Origin of the sequence: Maritalea sp., from assembly GCF_047634455.1 — a bacterium.
GTDB lineage: Bacteria > Pseudomonadota > Alphaproteobacteria > Rhizobiales > Devosiaceae > Maritalea.
In genome coordinates this window covers 1-18,326 of sequence record NZ_JBLIAI010000050.1, presented here as the reverse complement: position 1 = coordinate 18,326, position 18,326 = coordinate 1, and the positions used below count along the sequence as shown (strand labels likewise).

The window sequence follows — 18,326 nt, the reverse complement described above, 5'->3', positions numbered from 1 at the left end:
TAGCGACCACCGCCTTTTTTAACACGCGCACTGCTGGTCAAACGAGGTGATGCGGCGACACCGTACTTGGATGAAGAAAATTTGGTCTTATTGTTGATCAATGGATTTTTGAACAAGCTATCGCTGCCGCCACAGGCTGCCAAAATTGGCAATGTGAGGCTTAGCAATACTGCCAACCGAATGTGGCGTCCAAGAATCTTAATAACCATAGGTTTGTACACAAATTTTCCGACTGATATGTTCAATTTTATACAATGTTTTGCCCTGCAATTACCATTGTCGATCATCAGTATGGTTGCCGTAAACTTAATTTTGGTTTTTTAACCAGAAATAAGGCGAACATATGTCACGATTCCGATTAAAATTTTATGATATAAAGCTTTCTTTATATGACAATTGTGATATTAGAACCAACAAGATGAACTGCGAAGGTAACATGTTGCGATGAACAAACTCCAGAAATTGCTTGATGAACGCGGAATTTTGCTCGCTGACGGCGCAACGGGGACAAACTTGATCCCAATGGGCCTTGATTCTGGTCAGGCGCCTGAAGCATGGAACTTTGACCATATTGACCGTATTCAAGCGCTGCACCAATCCTTTATTGATGCTGGTTCCGATATTTTGGTCACAAACAGTTTTGGCGGCACAGCGCGACGCTTGCACTTACATCAACTGGACGACCGCGTAATTGAAGTGAATGAAGCGGCTGCGACCATCGCGGGCAACTTGGTCGCAAAATCTGGCCGTGAGATTGTTGTCGCAGGTTCTGTTGGGCCGACCGGCGACTTATTGGTGCCGCTTGGCGAATTGACTTATGAGGGCGCGGTTGAGGCTTTCATTGAACAAATGACGGGTTTAAAAAAGGGCGGCGCGGATGTTGCCTGGATAGAAACCATGTCTTCTTTGGAAGAAATTGAGGCGGCGATTGAAGCGGCAAATGAAGTTGGTCTTGATTACGTTGTTACCGCCAGTTTCGACACTGCTGGCAAAACCATGATGGGATTGTCACCAGCCGATTTTGGTGATGCGATGCAAGCCAAGGCAAAAAAACCCGTGGCATTTGGCTCCAATTGCGGGGTTGGCGCATCTGATTTGTTGGTTGCCGCAATCGATTTGGTTGCACATTCAGGTGGCATTCCGGTGGTTGCGAAAGCCAATGCGGGCATTCCAAGAATTGCTGGCGACAAAGTCGTTTATTCTGGTTCTGCCGAACTTATGGGCGATTACGCGAAATTGGCCATGAATCTTGGTGTTTCAATAATCGGGGGTTGCTGTGGCAACAGCCCTGCCCATGTAAAAGCAATGGCTGATGCAGTGCGCGAACATAATGGTGGCGACGCGCCGACCGCGGAAGAGATCATCGAGATTTTGGGTCCGCTGGTGTCTCCAAAAACTGATAAAACGACAGATCGATCAAAGCGCCGACGCAAGCGTTCGTAAGTATTTGAGTTGCAGATAGGGATCTAAAACATGGCTGATGACGACGAAGACATCATTCTTTCTGAACTGAGTGACGAAGAGCTGTCTGAACAAATGCAAGACGATCTTTATGATGGCCTCAAAGAGGAAATCATTGAAGGCGTGAATATTTATCTTGAGCGCGGATGGGCACCTTACGACATTTTGACCAAAGTTTTGGTCGTTGGCATGAAGACAGTTGGTGACGACTTCCGCGATGGCATATTGTTCGTGCCTGAAGTACTTTTGGCCGCCAATGCGATGAAGGGTGGCATGTTCATTTTGCGCCCTCTGCTGACCGAAACTGGCGCGCCCAAAATGGGCAAAATGGTTGTAGGTACCGTCAAAGGCGACATTCACGATATCGGCAAAAACCTTGTTGGGATGATGATGGAAGGCGCAGGCTTTGAGGTGATTGACCTTGGCATCAATACCGATGTCGACCAGTTTCTAGCCGCCATTGACGAGCATAAACCAGATATTTTGGGCATGTCAGCGCTTTTGACGACAACAATGACCTACATGAAAGTCGTCATAGAAACGCTCAAAGAAAAAGGCATTCGCGACCAATTGATCGTTCTTGTTGGCGGTGCGCCGCTTAACGAAGAATTCAGTGATGCGATTGGCGCAGACGCTTATTGTAAGGATGCAGCGATTGCTGTGGAAACGGCAAAACGTCTCGTTTCTCAGGGTGCATAGACGGACAAATGGACAATTTAGTTTCAACTTCTAAAACTGGAAAAACCGGCCTCGTTGCTTGCGGTGCGTTGGCGCGCGAAATTTTGGCGATCCAAAAACAACTTACGGCCGATGTGTTTGAGGTGCGTTTTTTGCCCGCAGGATTGCACAATAAACCAAGCGAAATACCGGGTGCAGTTGATGAAGTGTTGGCTGAACTGGCAACCACTTGCTCTGACCTGCTGGTGGGTTACGGGGATTGCGGCACGGCGGGAAAACTTGATCAAGTTCTTGAAAAATACGGTGCTTCTCGCCTAGACGGTGCGCATTGCTACGCGTTTTATCTGGGTTTGGAGCAGTTTGATCAATTGCAAGATGATGAGCCGGGCACGTTTTATCTAACGGACTATCTGGCACGGCAATTCGACACATTGGTGTTTAAGCCCTTAGGCTTGGACCGGCACCCCGAGCTGTTAGAGACCTATTTCGGAAACTATACACGTCTGGTTTACCTCTCGCAAACCGAGGATGAAAGTTTGGTTCAAAAAGCTAAAGAAGCGGCGATCCGTTTGGGGCTGCGGTTTGAACATCATAAAACTGAATATGGATTGCTCAACGATTTTTTGAAAGGGGCAGCCTAACATGTCCGTAACTGTTATTTATTGGCGCGATATTCCAACACAAGTCACCTCTGGCAAAGGGCGCAAAGCAATCAAAAGGCCCCTCGCCGACCGATTTTTGGTCGCGGTGGATAAAGCTGCAATGGAAAGCGGCGCACAGGATACCGACAGCTATTTGGAAGAATGGCGTCGTACAACAATCGACATTGGGGACGAGATTCCTGCCGACGCAGTCGAGCGCATCGCGAACGAATTGGAAGCACAATTCCCAACCAAAATTTTGGCAGATATCGCCCGCAATGGCGGCAAAACACTTTAATAAAGGCAAAAGCCCATGACTGTTCGTACAATTCTTTCATCGCCGACCAAAGAAGTCGCCATTGGTTTTGACCAACCGTTCTGTGTGATCGGTGAGCGGATTAACCCAACGGGCCGCAAAAAACTCGCGGCTGAAATGAAAGAGCACGACTACACAATGGTGCAAGCCGATGCTTTGGCACAGGTCGCGGCAGGCGCGCATGTTTTAGACATCAATGCTGGCGTGCCGTTAGCCGACGAGCCGAAAATTTTGGCGGAATGCATTCAGTTAGTGCAAAGCTTGACCGATGTTCCACTTTCTATCGACAGTTCAATCATTGATGCGTTGGAAGCCGGATTGGCCGTGTATCAAGGCAAGCCCCTCGTTAACTCAGTTACTGGTGAAGACGAGTCGCTTGAGCGCGTTTTACCGCTGATCAAAAAATACGGGGCTGCCGTTGTGGCGATTTCAAACGACGAAACTGGCATCTCGACCGATCCAGACGTTCGCTATGCAGTCGCCAAAAAGATTGTTGAGCGCGCGCAAGACTATGGCATTCCGAAAGAAGATGTTGTGGTTGACCCCCTGGTTATGCCGATTGGCGCCATGAATGATGCAGGGCGGCAAGTCTTTCAGTTGCTGCGTCGGTTGCGCGAAGAGCTGAAAGTGAACACCACGTGTGGCGCATCAAATGTTGGTTTTGGCATTCCAAATCGCCACCTGATTACTGGCCATTTCATCGCCATGGCCGCCGGTCACGGCATGACTTCAGCGATTATGAGCCCGCTGCATAAAGAGCAAATGGACGCTGTTCGCGCCGCAAACGTTTTGAACGGTTTGGACCCAGATTGTGCGGAGTGGCTACGCGCCCATCGCCCGGTTGTTGAAGGTGACGATGCGGGCGGACGTAGCCGCCGTTCTGGTCGTCGGCGTCGGGGATAATATTGTGAGCGTTCAACAAAAAGACCCATTGGTTGTTTTTCAACCATCAGGACGTAAAGGCCGTTTCCCTGTGGGTACGCCATTGCTCGATGCTGCGCGTGAATTGGGCGTTTATGTTGAGAGCGTATGCGGTGGTCGCGGGATATGTGGCAAATGCCAAGTATCTGTTGCAGAAGGACATTTTTCCAAACTCAATATCGAAAGCCGCGAAAGTGCGCTGTCCGAAAAGGGTTTTAACGAAAACCGCTATGCCGAAAAACGTGGATTGGCAGAGGGGCATCGCCTCTCCTGTTCGGCCACGTTGCAAGGCGATGTGGTTATCGAAATTCCAAACGCGTTTAAGGTTGCTGGGCAGACCATCCGCAAGGACGCAGACACGATCGGCATGGTACGCAGACCTGCGGTGCGCTTATATTATGTTGAGGTTGAACAACCTGATATGCATAACCCGCTGGGCGATGCAGATCGGATGATTAAGGCGATCAACGAGCGATTTGACTTGGGTAAAATCACCATGTCGCATCACTTGAAAGTCGACCTGCAAAAAGTCTTACGCAAGGCAAATTGGGCAGTCACGGTTGCTATACACAACCCGGATTTATCCCCGGAAATCGTGTCAATTTGTGCCGGATATTCCGAGAGTGTCTTGGGACTTGCCGTTGATATCGGGTCAACCACAATCGCTGCACATTTGACCGATTTGATGACCGGCGAAATTTTGACGTCTGCGGGCGTTGCCAACCCGCAAATCCGGTTCGGCGAAGACCTGATGTCGCGCGTTTCCTACGTGATGATGAACGACAATGGTCAGCAAAACCTGACCAAGTCAGTGTTGGGTGCCATTGAGGGCTTGATCGTTCAATTGCTTGAAATCACAGCTAGAAATCGAGATGATATACTCGATGCGGTGTTTGTCGCCAACCCGGTTATGCATCATTTATTCTTGGGTTGGGACCCAACGGAAATTGGCCAAGCCCCGTTTGCTTTGGTGCAATCAGAACCGGTGAATTGTAGGGCAACTGACATCGGCTTAACCCTCTCAAAAGGCGCGTCCGTGTACCTATTGCCCCTCATTGCAGGGCATGTTGGTGCAGATGCGGCTGCAGTATTGTTGGCACAGCATCCCGAAACAGAGTCCCACCCCACTTTGGTGGTCGATGTTGGCACCAATGCTGAGATCGCTCTTTGGGATGGCAATCAACTATTAGCGGCCTCTTCGCCAACAGGTCCGGCCTTTGAAGGCGCTGAAACATCATGCGGCCAGCGGGCCGCACCCGGCGCAATTGAGCGCATTCGAATTGACCGCGACACCCTGCAATGTCGTTATAAGATAATCGGCACTGAAGAATGGTCTGACCAGCCGGAATTTGATGAGAATTCAAAAGTGACTGGTGTCACCGGGATTTGCGGTTCTGGCATAATCGAGATCATTGGCGAAATGCTGCTCGCGGGTATCTTAACGCAAGATGGCATCATCCGCTCGCCGCAAAACGAAATAGATGAAGCTGTGCTAAAACCCAACGGGCGCACATGGAGTTTTGTGGTGCGTGAAGGTACGCCGCATATCGAAGTGACCCAAAACGATGTGCGGGCGATCCAACTCGCAAAAGCCGCTCTGTATGCGGGCGTAAAACTATTGATGCAAAAGTCAGGCATTACCGAGGTTGGCGAAATCCGATTGGCGGGCGCATTCGGGTCGTATATCGACCCCGCTTACGCGATGCTATTGGGCCTTGTTCCAGATTGTCCGGTCGACAAAGTCAAAGCCGTCGGCAACGCCGCAGGCCAAGGGGCGTTGATCGCGTTGCTCGACGTCAAAGCACGAGACCGCATCGAAAATACTGTGCAGCAAGTCACCAAGGTTGAAACGGCGCTCGAGCCCGCTTTCCAAGACTTGTTTGTTGCGGCAATGGGATTGCCGAACAGTCAAGATGAATTCGTGAGAACGCGCGCCCATTTCGATATGCCAGCTTTTGTTGCACCAGAAAATGGCACAGACGGTGGGCGGCCGCGTCGCCGCAGCCGCAATCGCACACGGTAGGAATTACGCCGTCAAATCGCTTGGTGGTGTTATGCCGTTTGCCAAACAAGCGGTCGTGACTGTATTGGCCAAAAGACATGCAATGGTCATGGGGCCAACACCACCTGGAACTGGGGTGATGGCGCCTGCAACTTCTGAGACGCCTTTGTAATCAACGTCGCCAACCAAACGGAATTTGCCTTCGCCACGTTCTGGTGCTTTGATGCGGTTAATACCAACATCAATCACAGTCGCGCCTGGTTTGATCCAATCCTGCTTGACCATTTCAGGTCGACCGACCGCCGCAACAATGATGTCAGCTTGTGCACAAACCGCCGGCAAATCTTTAGTGCGCGAATGTGCAATAGTGACGGTAGCGCTGTCGCGCAATAACAAGGACGCCATCGGTTTGCCGACAAGGTTTGAGCGGCCAATTACAACGGCGTTGAGGCCACTGAGATCACCGAGATGATCCCGCAAGAGCATAAGGCTGCCCAGCGGTGTGCACGGCACGGGGCCGGGCAATCCAATAGCAACTTTGCCAACATTTTCAGGGCTAAAACAATCAACGTCTTTTGCCGGGTTCAGAGCGTTGATGATCTTGGTTTCATCAATATGCTTTGGCACAGGCAATTGGCACAGGATGCCGTGGACATCTTCTCGATTATTTAGCTCGTTTATGAGCGCCAATACCTCTGCTTCGGGCACGTCTTCTGCCAATTCGTATTTGAAAGAATTCATGCCAACCTCTGAGGTCTGGCGTGCCTTATTATTCACATAGACCTGGCTGGCCGGATCGTGACCAACAATAATCACCGCCAAACCCGGCGTTATGCCATGTTCCGCTTTTAGTTGCGCAACATGTTCGGCAATGCGCCCACGCAGACCTTCAGCGAACGCTTTCCCGTCTATAATCTTTGCTGTCATATTTTCACCCTAGATTTTTAGTTCGCAAATGATTTTATTTTTATGTTCAATGACTTGATGGTTTCACTTATCCGGCGGGCCAAATGGACGGCATGCGAATTGTCACCATGAAGGCAGATTGATTGTGCTGACAACGCCAATTCACCACCTGAAATGGTTCTGACGTTGCCCGTGGTCAATAAATATGTGACATGGTCCAAAACGTCTTTGTCTTGTGTCAAAACAGCCCCTTCAATCGACCGGGACGCTAATTGTCCATCGTCCGTGTAAGCGCGATCTGCAAAAGCCTCATCGATAACAGGTAGATCAAGTTGTTTTGCGGCAATTGTTTGTTGGGAATTGGCAAGGGCAAGAACAGGCATGTTTTTGCGGAATGATTTCACAGCGCTATATGCGGTCACTGCCAGGTCGAGATTAGCGGCAGTCATGTTTGCAAGCGCGCCGTGTAGTTTCACATATTGTGTGGTTGCGTTGGCTTTTTGCGCCCAGTTCTCAAAGCGCTCGAGTTGCCGCCTAATCTGATCAGCGAGTTGTTCGGATGAAAGCTGCAATGGTTTGCGGCCAAAGTTCTCTATGTCTTCGAAACCTGGATGTGCGCCAATTGCCACATTGTTTTCAAGCGCCAAGCCAATCGAATGTTGGATCGTGTTATCGTCTCCAGCGTGACCACCGCAAGCAATGTTTGCACTTGTGACAAACTTCATCATTTCAGCATCATTGCCGGTGCCCTCGCCCAAGTCCGCGTTGAGATCAATCCACCGAGCGGTCATCATCCGTTCACCATCGCTTTGTGCGCTTTTTCCAAAGTTGTCGAAATAAAGTGAATTTCTTGGTTCGGGCGAAGCTGGGCCACGAAATCTAAATCGGCATCGATGATCGTCGCGATGCGCGGATAGCCACCAATCGGTTGATGATCGCGCATCAAAACAACGGGCGTTCCGTCCCCTAATATCTGAATGTCGCCCGGCACCACCGCATCGGAAACGATGTTTTTGTGTTTAGAAATGTCGAAGCGCGATAGCGGGTCCACCAGGCGAAATCCCATACGGTCGATCGAATTTGAGATCTTGAAAGGCGCTTCAAAAAGCCGAGTCCACATTTTGGGACCAAGTAAATCTGCATGCAGGCCGGGTAAAACGCGAATGATGTTATCGGCATTCGCGCGTGTTTTGCTTTTTGCGTTCACGTCCACCTGGCGCAGCACAATGCCGTCACCAAAATAAATCTCATCGCCTTGCTTTAACGCTCGCCCCTCAAAACCGCCCACGCCTGCTGCCAAGTTGGTAGATTTGCTGCCCATAATCACAGGGATATCAAGACTTTGCGCAAAACGAACGTACCCATAATTTCCGGCTTTGCCTGTCGTAATGCTGATACGGTCACCGTCTGTGAGCAGCAACAAGGCTGGCCAGTTTTTTTCAACTTGATTTTGCTTGAGATGGAATTCTCCACCAGCAACGGCGCATTCCATTGGGGGACCAGAATAGACAAATTCAACGCCAAGCATTGAGAATTCGATTGCAGATTGGCTACCCTGCCCGTCCAGAGCTTTCACCGTCTCTCGAAAGGCTGTTCGATCCATTGGACCGCTGGCTGAAAGCCCAAAAAGCAAGCCTTCCGGCCGCCCGGCATCTTGAAGTGTCGAGTTGGGTGATATCCGTTCGATTTTGATTGAACCGCTCATAGGGACTGCACAACCTCAAACTTCACGAGCTCGCCCGGATTTACTTTTATTGGTGTTAGGCTTAGTGGGTCAAAATTTCTAAAATCTGTTTGACCTATCACGTGCCAACCTGTGCGAATGGGGCGAGAGGTGATCGCTGTTTGTCCTGCGGCGAACAAGATTGAACCCGCTGGCACATTTTCTTGCACATGTTCGCGCCGCGGTACACGCAAATTTTCATCGTGCAAACCAAGATAGAGAAAACCGGGAGAAAAACCCAAAGCCAGAGCATGCAGCGGCGCTTTGGCGTGAAGTCTGATAAATTGATCTTCGTCCATCCCCAAGATTTCGCACACTTCGCCCAAACATGGCCCTTGTGCACCACCATATATCACATTGACGGCGTGCAGAATTTTGTCGGGGCCCTTATCGTCGCCATCAAATGTGCTCATCAAAAGCATGATCTGGTTTTTCAGGTCAGCAAAGCGGGTTTTAAGTGGGTCGTAATGCAGAATAACCGAAACCAGATTTGAACTGCACCCCAGAATTTGTGACCCAATCCGGGTTCGACAGATCTCTGCAAAGGCCTGGGCGTTATGGTTGGACCGCAGCGTAAGCTCACTGCCAAACCGCACCAGAATTGCACGGTCCCCGAGCGGAATAAGGCGGGAGATGACTTCATTTTCTTGAAATTGTCTCACCGTCTTATTCATCCTTAGATTTGGCGCTTAGAACAATCCTTGGATTTCGCCATTGTCATCCAAGTGGATTGCCTCGGCCGATGGTTTGCGCGGCAAACCGGGCATGGTCATAATGTCACCGCATACAGCAACGACAAAGCCTGCACCAGCCGAAAGCCGCACTTCACGCACAGGAATTGCGTGCCCTGTGGGTGCGCCACGCAGATTTGGGTCAGTGGAGAAAGAATATTGCGTCTTGGCCATGCAAACTGGCAAGTGACCATGTCCAGCTTCCTCCCATTCGCGCAGCTGATTCTCTACTTTCTTGTCGATGATCACCTTGTCCGCGCGATATATCTCTTTCGCAATCTTTTCAATTTTGCCCAACAACGGCAGATCATCTTCGTATAGTGGGGTGAATTTGGCTACGCCGCTTTCTGCAATTTCTACGATGCGCTTGGCGAGTTCGATGGTTCCTTGTGAACCCTTTTCCCAATGCTGGCACAAAATTGCTTCCGCACCAATTGATCGCGCATAGTCTTTTACGGCTTGCACCTCTGCATCTGTGTCGGAAACGAAATGGTTGATCGCGACAACCGCCGGCACGCCGAATTTTTGCACGTTTTCAATGTGGCGACCAAGATTGGCACAACCGCGCACCAGTGCATCCACGTCCTCATTGCCCAAATCATCTTTGGCGACGCCGCCATTCATTTTGAGCGCACGTATGGTTGCAACTATCACAACAGCTGACGGTTCCAACCCGGCTTTGCGGCATTTGATGTTGAAGAATTTTTCGGCACCCAGATCTGCGCCAAACCCGGCTTCTGTCACCACATAGTCAGCGAGCTTGAGTGCGGTTTTTGTCGCGATGACAGAGTTACAACCGTGCGCAATATTGGCAAATGGACCGCCATGGATAAAGGCTGGGTTATTCTCTAGCGTTTGCACCAGATTGGGTTGCATGGCTTGTTGCAAAAGCACCGTCATAGCGCCATCTGCTTTGATGTCTCGGCAATAGACTGGTGTTTTGTCGCGTCTATAGGCCACAATGATGCCACCAAGACGTTTTTGCAGATCCTTTAGGTCATCAGCCAAGCACAAGATGGCCATGATCTCTGAGGCCACCGTAATATCAAAGCCAGCTTCACGAGGATATCCGTTGGCAACGCCACCCAAGGAAGCCACAATCGAGCGCAACGCACGGTCGTTCATGTCGATTACACGACGCCACGCGATGCGCCGGATATCAATGTCTTCTTCATTGCCCCAATAAACGTGGTTGTCGAGCATGGCTGACAACAAATTATGAGCCGAAGTAATGGCGTGAAAGTCACCGGTGAAGTGAAGGTTGATGTCTTCCATGGGCACAACTTGCGCATAGCCGCCGCCTGCAGCGCCACCCTTCATGCCAAAGCATGGTCCAAGGGACGGTTCGCGAATACAAATGGTGGCGTTTTTGCCAATCTTGTTAAGCCCGTCGCCTAAACCCACCGTGGTGGTGGTCTTGCCCTCACCAGCTGGAGTTGGGTTGATGGCTGTAACCAAAATCAACTTGCCGTTCTTGCGGTCCGCTAATGACTTGATGAACTGTTCAGAAATTTTGGCTTTATCGTGCCCGAAGGGTAAAAGATGAGAATTATCGATGCCAAGTTTCGCACCAATTTCGGCAATAGGTTGTTTAATCGCAGCACGTGCGATTTCAATATCTGACTTATATGTCATGTATGTTCTGTCCCCAGAGTCTTCTTGTTTGTTATGCGCACTTGCTGCACGCTTGGGGCGAATTAAACGCAAGTATGATCGACTTGTCTAGCTCTGTTTGGATCAAATAACGATGCAGCAAATTGCAATGCAATACTTATTCGACTTTGTGAAGTCACGCGTGGTTTGACAAACCTATCCTTATTGCCATGAAATGACTTGCCATCCCTCCAGCTGCAAAGGCTCGCTGGTCAGCAAGACCTTTTGCTCTGCATTGACGTTGGAATATATGCTGGCAACGTTCTCGGCGGAAATGCGTCCAAATGCTGTTCTGTACAACACATCGCGTGAACGCAACTCATTGATATTGCCCAGTGAAACCTTGTCTGTACCCACCTCAATATCCGTATAGCGAGTGCTGGCAACATAGGCCTCAATCCACTTTTCAGTATCATTGAAATAGGGTTTCATCGCATAGGAGGTATCAACAACCAACAGCACCTGCTTGGGGAAGGTTGAAAAATAGAAATGCGTTCCCCCCCAAGCAACGGCTTGCAACAAAAAGAATGCAGCGAAAGATTTCAGCCAAGCCACATTACATCTCCGAATTCAGTAGATTGCCAATACGGTATGACGCTGATCCCACACTCGATTCGATATAGGCGGCTTCAACCAACCCGGCCATTTCTTTCAATTCAGCCGATGACAACTCGTACGCAATTGTGTGAATTGGAATGCGGGCATATCGCAGTGTTTCTTTGACCGCTGAAAAATCCAAACCTTCGTTGGTTTCGCCATCACTCAGCACAAAAATAACCAGTTTATGGTCTGGGTTGGCCGCTGCAAATGTGAGCAACTCGTTTGCGGCCACAATGACTGCATCGTTGGTGGCCGTTGCTCCCCCTGCTGCCAAATTCTCTACGGCACCAATAAACAGCGATTTTTGTTGCAGATTAAACTGGCGCACCGGCAGATCAATATTTACAGCATTGTTGTAACTCACCAAGCCAATTGCATTGCCTGCAGCAATCAAATCCGACGAGTCGACCAGTGCATTTTTCAGCTCCTTAATGCGCGACCCATCCATTGATCCAGAAACGTCAGCAACAAACATCGCGGCAATCGGCTTGCCGCCAGATTTTTTGTCTTTCCAGAGCTTTTGTGCCTGCTGAATGAGCGACCCATCTTCAATATCATAGCTTGATTGATAGGACTTGTTGTTGCCAAATCCGAATTTAGAGATCTGACTTTTATTGGCTTCAATAAATGCATTAAACAGCTCCAACACTTCGCGCTCGGCCTCATCCGCTTCAGGAAGCGCATAAAGTGGGCTGTCGTGACGCACACCAAACGGCACGAATTCATAGTCTGCCATACCCGTAACATTGACCCAGGTTTGATGCTCCATTACTAGGGCATCGAGCACCCCACTGCCGACCGCTGCGTCGCGCATTTGCAACGTGTTTTGGGCAACAAAAGGTACGCCGAGTTGGAACGCTTCAAAGGCACTCGCAACATCAGGCGACAAAAACTCAGCCTCATCGCCTTGCGCAAATGAATCCAGCACCATCATCAAAAAGTTCAAGCCCGTGCTCGACTGATAAGGGTTTGTATATCCCATGGAGAAGTCACCGCTGGTAACTTCTGTCAGGAGTTTTTGCAAATCAAGCGCACCATCAGTTGTGATCAACTCCATCTTGCTTTTTCGAACAACGATGCCCGCGGTATTTGGCGCAGTCACAGCATTGATTTCATCCACCGCTATGCCTTGCGATGTCAGCATTTTTCCCCAAAGTTTATTGGATGGTGAAAACGCGTCTGGAACATTTTGGCCGGCTAAAATGAATTGGGCACCCAATCCAGACGGCATTTTGCGCACTGAAATCGCCGCTGTTTTGCCGTTCCCAATTTTCTTGCGTTGCTGATTAAACCTTTCGGCCAAATCATTGTACAAACCGTCCGTGCCTTTGCCGGACTTCTCTGAACTTGTGAAAATCTCAACGGATTCCACGGTGGCGCTGTCCAAAGCACCAACGGTAATCGGGTATTCAGAAATATTTGGCAGCAACGACAATAAATTTGTTGGCGTCAGCTCAATGTTGGCGCGAACTCGATTTTCTCGTCTTGTTGGTTTGATTTGTTCTGAGACAAGTTTGACAATGTTTTCCTGTGCGGCCTGGGTGCTTTCGATTGGCGCACCACCACACCCCGAAAGGGTCAGCACACTCGCAACAAGTGTAGTTCCCAAAAGTGCTTTTACAGTCATTCTCATCAAACAGCTCCTTAGCGCAAAAAACGCCTAAATATGAAATTTCTTTGCTCGGTCCGCTAACTCTCGCAGCCGCAATACGGCGTCGTCGTGCTCTGCTGCACCTTGCTTTTGAATATTTGCGACTTCTACGAGTGTTTCCGCCAGTGCGGTAAGTAGGGTGCGATTAGCATCAATTATCTCATCCATTTTGGCGCGCTGGGTATCTGCAAGTTCAAGCCGGCGATCAATCGCGACATCGGTGCCGCTTGTCTCCGCCTTTGAAGCGACCAAATCCTCGCGGTCAATACCCGCCACACTACGCGCGATGACCACCAGATCGGACAGGTTTTGCACAACGATATTTTGGACGCGCTGGGCGATTTCAGCATGGGAGCTGACAGACAGCGGTGAATCTGCAAAGCGCTTGGTAATCACTTCATGATAATCGTCGACCATGCCAAGCAAACGGGCCGACTGCTTGGATGCTTCTTCTTCGCCTACGTCATTCAGATTAATCGAAATCGTGCGTATATCGGTCAAAATCCGCTCATAATTTGCTTGTTCACGTGCTTTTAAAACCCGCTGTTGATCCCGTTTTTCAAATCCAAGCAGGTGATAGCTGAACGGCACTGCAAATGCTGAAGCAATTGAAAACAAACTGAACCCAGCCAGCCAAATGATGTCAATTTGAAACCACCAGTAAAATACTGGTATGAAGACAAGCGAAATCAGTAAAGCTGCCAATGAAATTTTGCGCACTATTCGCTTTGCCCCTTTTGCTATGCCAGTCCTATATTGGTTGGTTTCGCATGAAATTCAACCCCAACCGGGTATGCAGCACAAGCGAAGCTGTTGTTATAGTATATATATGGTCGAACAACCTCTAATGAGTGTTCTACACGGGAAATTCGGTTTACCCGCTGCCTTCCCTTTTTATGATTCTTAAGGTTCAGCAGGCTTGTAAATTGACCAAGGTGCCGATATTTTCGGTGAACATTTTTAAGAAAATACCGAAGAGTTTTATGGCTAGATTTACAAAATTGGCTTCTTGGCTTGGACTGTTGGTTGGGTCAGCCCTGTTGGTCCTTCAATTTTTTATAACAATTACCGCCCGCTTGCAAAATGGCGATACTCTATTGGGCGCACTATGGTTCCTGCTGACATTTTTCACGATCCTGACCAATGCGGGCGTTGTACTTGTCTATGTTTTTGACAAACAGCACATAATTGGGTGGCAATGGCTCCGAAAAGCCTCCACACGCACAATGTTTGCGGTCGCCATCTTTGTTGTCATGGCCGTCTATCATTTTGTACTCGCGCCGCTTTGGCAACCACAAGGATTATTTGCGGTGGCAGATATTGGTCTGCATTATGTGACTCCGATAATTTATCTGACATGGTGGGCAACATATGTACGGTCTGAGCAGACGCGATTTTCGCACATTCCCGTCATGCTATTGCCACCAATTGTATATTTGGTTTGGGCCATGCTCCGCGGATTGTTGATCGGCAAATATCCCTACCCGTTTCTTGATTTAAATGCGATTGGCATATTCCAAACAGGGGTAAATGTTGTTGCGCTGTTTGCAGGGCTAGCGGCGCTTTATGCTGTCTTCATTGCCATAGAACAACGTCTGCCGCGGCGAACTCGGTAACACGAAAACTCAAAATAGTCCTATTGCCGAAGGGCGTTAGAACTGATGGATATGCCAAATGAAGATTTTTATCATGGCGGGTGGGGAGGGATTCGAACCCCCGGAACGCTTGCACGCTCGCCGGTTTTCAAGACCGGTGCATTCAACCAGCTCTGCCACCCACCCGCAATGATGGAGCGTGATCTAACCCAGTGCGCTATAAGTTGCAAGAGGAAATTTGATATTAAAACCAATTGTATGCCGGAATTTCCCAGGTTACCCAGAAACTAGGCATCAAATCCCATTTGGATATTTTGGGCGAACGGAAATTGCCCCCTCGCCCGGATCATTCTAAGGATGTTCTGTGGAGCGTTTTTTACGCTTTTTGCGCAAAGATATCAATATATTGATTGATTCGACGCCCGTTGCGAATGCCATCGCAAAGTAGATATAGCCTTTTGGAATATGGAAACCTATCCCGTCCGCAACCAGTGACATACCGATAAGCATTAAAAATGCCAAAGCCAACATCTTTGTTGTTGGGTGGTCTGCGATAAATTTCGAGATTGGGATTGAGCCCATATACATGACGAACATCGCAATGGTTACCGCCGCAATCATAACCGGCACATGTTGTGCCATGCCGATGGCGGTGACGATTGAATCAACGGAAAAAACGATATCAATGATGACGATTTGGCCAATTATGGCCATGAATGTTACGCCTGCATTGGATTTGATATCATCGCCATGCGGGTCTTCGACAGCGTCGTGGATTTCATGGGTTGCTTTGTACAACAAAAACAACCCGCCTGCGATGAGGATCACATCACGCCACGCAAAATCCTGGCCAAATGCGGTGAACAAGGGTTGAGTGAGGCCGATGATCCAGGCCAGAATGGCCAGCATGGCAATCCGAGCAACCAATGCCAACGCCAACCCAATTTTTCGGGCTTGATCAGCTTGTTTTTCTGGCAATCGGGAAACCAACACCGATATAAAAACGATATTGTCTATGCCCAGAATGATTTCCATTGCGGTGAGCGTGGCCAAGCTGGCCCAAATCGCTGGATCTGAAATCCATTCCATTTATCGAATCCTCTAAAACCGAATTGGGGTCTAAGAAAGCGAGCATAATTCAAATTCACACAATGTGAAGCCAAGGAAATTTTTGGGCTGAAATGGCGATGTGGCAACATGGTAATTGGCAGGCCTGATGGATTGAGGCATAACTGCTATTGTCAATTTCCAAAGCGAGACAAGAATTCAAAATGCATTATGATATTGCAATTATTGGTGGTGGACTTACGGGCGTGGCGAGTGCGCGGCTCGCGGCAGAGCGTGGGTTCAAAACCGTTCATTTTGCGCCAACATTTGCAAAAGACCACCGCACGTCAGCACTGATGATGCCGACAGTCGAATTCATGCTAAAAACCGGCCTCATAAGCGACCAGAGCACCCTTGGCACGCCGTTGCGCAAAATCCGGATCATAGATACCACCAATAGAATTCTTCGGGCTCCTGAGGCGTTGTTTGATAGTACCGAAATCAATATTGATGCATTCGGATACAATTTTGCAAATAGCGATTTGCTGGCTGCTTTTTCCAAATCAAACGCAAAAAGACGAACCATCAATTCGGCCGTTACCCGAGTTCTGAAAACCAATATGGGCTACGCTATTTCCGAAGAAAGCGGAAAATCAATCACCGCAACGATGGTTGTTGGCGCGGATGGAAAAAAGTCCAAAATTCGCGACAGTTTAGGCTTTTCGTCGAGCACGACCGCTTTTAATCAGTCGGCATTGGTTGCAGATGTTGAATTTGATCGCGTTGAATTAGAGACATCCGTCGAGTTCCACTATGAAAATGGCCCCTTTACCCTTGTGCCTGCGGGGGGCAACAAAATTAATCTGGTTTGGTTGGATGAACACGAGGCACTTCAGCGCGCAGCAAAGTTGCCCGCAGATGAATTCGCAAAATTGCTGGAAGAAAAGTCGCATCGCTTGTTTGGCCACGCAAAACCTTTGACGAAGGCATTTGTGTTTCCACTCAGCAATCTTGCTGTCCCAATAGTGGGCAAAGATGGCGCTTTGCTAATTGGGGAAGCCGCGCATGCATTCCCACCAATTGGGGCGCAGGGCCTAAATCTAGGTTTGCGCGACGTTGAGGATTTCGTCGCGGCAATTGATCAGCTAACGCCGGGATTTTCAATCATAGATTCTAACAGAGCCAGCAAAGACTACGATAAGTTGCGCCAAGCCGATTTGCGGCGTACCGGTGGATTTGTGGATGGCCTCTTTCGTTCTTTGTTGTCCGATTTTTTACCTGCCCAAGGGCTGCGCCTTGGTGGCGTATGGGCGCTTAAAAACATTGCGCCTTTGCGAAAATTGGCTTTCCGATTTGGCATGGGGAAATAGAAAAGGGCCGCATTAGCGGCCCTTCACAATTATTCAGCAACTAGGTTGTTGTGGCTTAGTTGCCGTCTGTTTGCGCAGGCGCTTCGCTATTTTGCTTTTCCTGCCTGATCTTTTCTGCAGCTTGTTGGAGCTGCTGTTCGAGCGCCGACTGTCCAGAAAGCTGCGACTGAAATTCAGACGGTGTAAGTGCCTTCTCGCCTTCATAAACAGCTGTGAAGCCATTCAGATCAATTGAAATAGGCAGGTCTTTAAACGAGCGGTTTTTTGCCGTTATGGTCAATTTGGCGCCACGTTTTAGCGATTCTAAAAATGCCTTTGGCATGTTTGAATGACTTGTGCATTTTGTTGGATCACAAGTCGCCCACGGCGTATAAAACGGTTTTGCACCGTCAATTTGCCATTTCAAGTTAAAAAGCAAGGAGATGGCCAATGGCATTTCTGCTTGCACGAAGAAGCGGTTTTCCGAAGATGGATCGTCGCGGAACGTAAAGGCACCAAGTTTGGTTGACCCCACAAACACAACCTGTCGGATGATACACGCTTTTTCGCCAGACTTGAGTTTGTCACAAACTTTAATCCAGTTATCTTCAGGACTTTTCGGCTTCTGATCCGTCGCCTCTTGTGCAAACGCTGAACTTGCGGATAAAGCTAATGCCGCAATAATTGCCAACGTTGCGAGTTTGTTTTTCTTCTTTTGCATTGTGTTTCCTGATTGCGTCGCGAGTCATTTTGATTTTTCAATCATTAGTCCGCGCTGAAAATCTGTCCCTTTTGAACCCTCAATTCGGGCAATAACATGACGCCACCGCCAATCCAATAAGTTTTCTTTCAAATGGTTGATGGAAAGAACGAATTGAACTTCACTTAGGTTCCGTCGGTTGCCAATTTTGCCAGTTGTGTCAATATCCGCGCTGCCCCCATCAATTTCGCGTTGGCATCCGGCCAATTGCGCGAGAAAACGATCCTTTGATCGGGGCGCACTTTAGCGTGTTCTCTTTTATCTGCAACCATTTGAACCAACCCAAGTGGAT

Annotated in this window: 18 protein-coding genes, 1 tRNA gene and 1 pseudogene; 8 read left to right on the top strand and 12 right to left on the bottom strand. The window is 49.0% G+C overall.

Features of this window, described 5'->3' with window-relative positions:
* Positions 1–209 (bottom strand): annotated as a pseudogene (locus ACJAZW_RS11860) (hypothetical protein); the annotation flags it as partial.
* A 235-nt stretch (positions 210–444) separates the two neighbouring features.
* On the opposite strand from ACJAZW_RS11860, the gene bmt reads away from it, so the two are divergent.
* The 6 genes from bmt to ACJAZW_RS11830 are packed head-to-tail and all read left to right on the top strand — an operon-like array spanning position 445 to position 6,040.
* Positions 445–1,443 carry a betaine--homocysteine S-methyltransferase gene (gene bmt, locus ACJAZW_RS11855; RefSeq protein ID WP_415158340.1) on the top strand — a complete coding sequence of 333 codons (999 nt, stop codon included), beginning with the start codon at positions 445–447 and terminating at the stop codon, positions 1,441–1,443.
* A 30-nt stretch (positions 1,444–1,473) separates the two neighbouring features.
* The gene (locus ACJAZW_RS11850; protein WP_415158338.1) at positions 1,474–2,160 is read left to right on the top strand and encodes a corrinoid protein; all 687 of its coding nucleotides are present in this window, start codon (positions 1,474–1,476) and stop codon (positions 2,158–2,160) included.
* 8 nt (positions 2,161–2,168) lie between these two features.
* On the top strand, positions 2,169–2,780 hold the full coding sequence (locus ACJAZW_RS11845) for a DUF1638 domain-containing protein (protein ID WP_415158336.1): 612 nt from the start codon (positions 2,169–2,171) through the stop codon (positions 2,778–2,780).
* Position 2,781: 1 nt separating this feature from the next.
* Positions 2,782–3,078: a virulence factor gene (locus tag ACJAZW_RS11840; protein ID WP_415158334.1), complete on the top strand. Its 297-nt coding sequence runs from the start codon at positions 2,782–2,784 to the stop codon at positions 3,076–3,078.
* 15 nt (positions 3,079–3,093) lie between these two features.
* Positions 3,094–3,999, top strand: coding sequence for a methyltetrahydrofolate cobalamin methyltransferase (locus ACJAZW_RS11835; protein WP_415158332.1), 906 nt, complete (start codon positions 3,094–3,096; stop codon positions 3,997–3,999).
* Positions 3,953–6,040, top strand: coding sequence for an ASKHA domain-containing protein (locus ACJAZW_RS11830; RefSeq protein WP_415158330.1), 2,088 nt, complete (start codon positions 3,953–3,955; stop codon positions 6,038–6,040). Before ACJAZW_RS11835 ends, ACJAZW_RS11830 begins: the two co-directional genes overlap by 47 nt.
* A 3-nt stretch (positions 6,041–6,043) precedes the next feature.
* Here ACJAZW_RS11830 and folD read toward each other — a convergent pair whose 3' ends face one another.
* The 8 genes from folD to ACJAZW_RS11790 form a co-directional block, all read right to left on the bottom strand.
* Positions 6,044–6,946, bottom strand: coding sequence for a bifunctional methylenetetrahydrofolate dehydrogenase/methenyltetrahydrofolate cyclohydrolase FolD (gene folD / locus ACJAZW_RS11825; protein WP_415158328.1), 903 nt, complete (start codon positions 6,944–6,946; stop codon positions 6,044–6,046).
* A 17-nt stretch (positions 6,947–6,963) separates the two neighbouring features.
* A complete protein-coding gene (locus ACJAZW_RS11820) occupies positions 6,964–7,719 on the bottom strand; it encodes a 5-oxoprolinase subunit PxpA (RefSeq protein ID WP_415158326.1) in 756 nt (251 codons plus the stop codon).
* The gene (locus tag ACJAZW_RS11815; protein ID WP_415158324.1) at positions 7,716–8,630 is read right to left on the bottom strand and encodes a biotin-dependent carboxyltransferase family protein; all 915 of its coding nucleotides are present in this window, start codon (positions 8,628–8,630) and stop codon (positions 7,716–7,718) included. The genes ACJAZW_RS11820 and ACJAZW_RS11815 overlap by 4 nt, the downstream gene beginning before the upstream one ends.
* Positions 8,627–9,310, bottom strand: a complete 684-nt coding sequence (locus ACJAZW_RS11810; protein WP_415158322.1) for a 5-oxoprolinase subunit B family protein — start codon at positions 9,308–9,310, stop codon at positions 8,627–8,629. The genes ACJAZW_RS11815 and ACJAZW_RS11810 overlap by 4 nt, the downstream gene beginning before the upstream one ends.
* Before the next feature lie 27 nt (positions 9,311–9,337).
* Positions 9,338–11,014: a formate--tetrahydrofolate ligase gene (locus ACJAZW_RS11805; protein WP_415158320.1), complete on the bottom strand. Its 1,677-nt coding sequence runs from the start codon at positions 11,012–11,014 to the stop codon at positions 9,338–9,340.
* Positions 11,015–11,194: 180 nt separating this feature from the next.
* The gene (locus ACJAZW_RS11800; protein WP_415158318.1) at positions 11,195–11,587 is read right to left on the bottom strand and encodes a hypothetical protein; all 393 of its coding nucleotides are present in this window, start codon (positions 11,585–11,587) and stop codon (positions 11,195–11,197) included.
* A 1-nt stretch (position 11,588) separates the two neighbouring features.
* Positions 11,589–13,265, bottom strand: coding sequence for a VWA domain-containing protein (locus ACJAZW_RS11795; protein ID WP_415158316.1), 1,677 nt, complete (start codon positions 13,263–13,265; stop codon positions 11,589–11,591).
* A gap of 27 nt (positions 13,266–13,292) precedes the next feature.
* The gene (locus tag ACJAZW_RS11790; protein ID WP_415158314.1) at positions 13,293–14,003 is read right to left on the bottom strand and encodes a hypothetical protein; all 711 of its coding nucleotides are present in this window, start codon (positions 14,001–14,003) and stop codon (positions 13,293–13,295) included.
* A 263-nt stretch (positions 14,004–14,266) separates the two neighbouring features.
* Between ACJAZW_RS11790 and ACJAZW_RS11785 the strand changes: the two genes are divergently transcribed.
* Entirely contained in the window at positions 14,267–14,899 is a 633-nt protein-coding gene (locus ACJAZW_RS11785; protein ID WP_415158312.1) for a Pr6Pr family membrane protein, read from the top strand.
* Between the two features lie 74 nt (positions 14,900–14,973).
* Here ACJAZW_RS11785 and ACJAZW_RS11780 read toward each other — a convergent pair.
* Positions 14,974–15,064 (bottom strand) — tRNA-Ser (locus tag ACJAZW_RS11780).
* Between the two features lie 165 nt (positions 15,065–15,229).
* A complete protein-coding gene (locus ACJAZW_RS11775) occupies positions 15,230–15,967 on the bottom strand; it encodes a TerC family protein (protein ID WP_415158310.1) in 738 nt (245 codons plus the stop codon).
* Positions 15,968–16,149: 182 nt separating this feature from the next.
* On the opposite strand from ACJAZW_RS11775, the gene ACJAZW_RS11770 reads away from it, so the two are divergent.
* The gene (locus ACJAZW_RS11770) at positions 16,150–17,295 is read left to right on the top strand and encodes an FAD-dependent monooxygenase (RefSeq protein WP_415158308.1); all 1,146 of its coding nucleotides are present in this window, start codon (positions 16,150–16,152) and stop codon (positions 17,293–17,295) included.
* A 55-nt stretch (positions 17,296–17,350) separates the two neighbouring features.
* Here ACJAZW_RS11770 and ACJAZW_RS11765 read toward each other — a convergent pair whose 3' ends face one another.
* Positions 17,351–17,995, bottom strand: coding sequence for an invasion associated locus B family protein (locus ACJAZW_RS11765; protein ID WP_415158306.1), 645 nt, complete (start codon positions 17,993–17,995; stop codon positions 17,351–17,353).
* Positions 17,996–18,326: the final 331 nt, after the last annotated feature.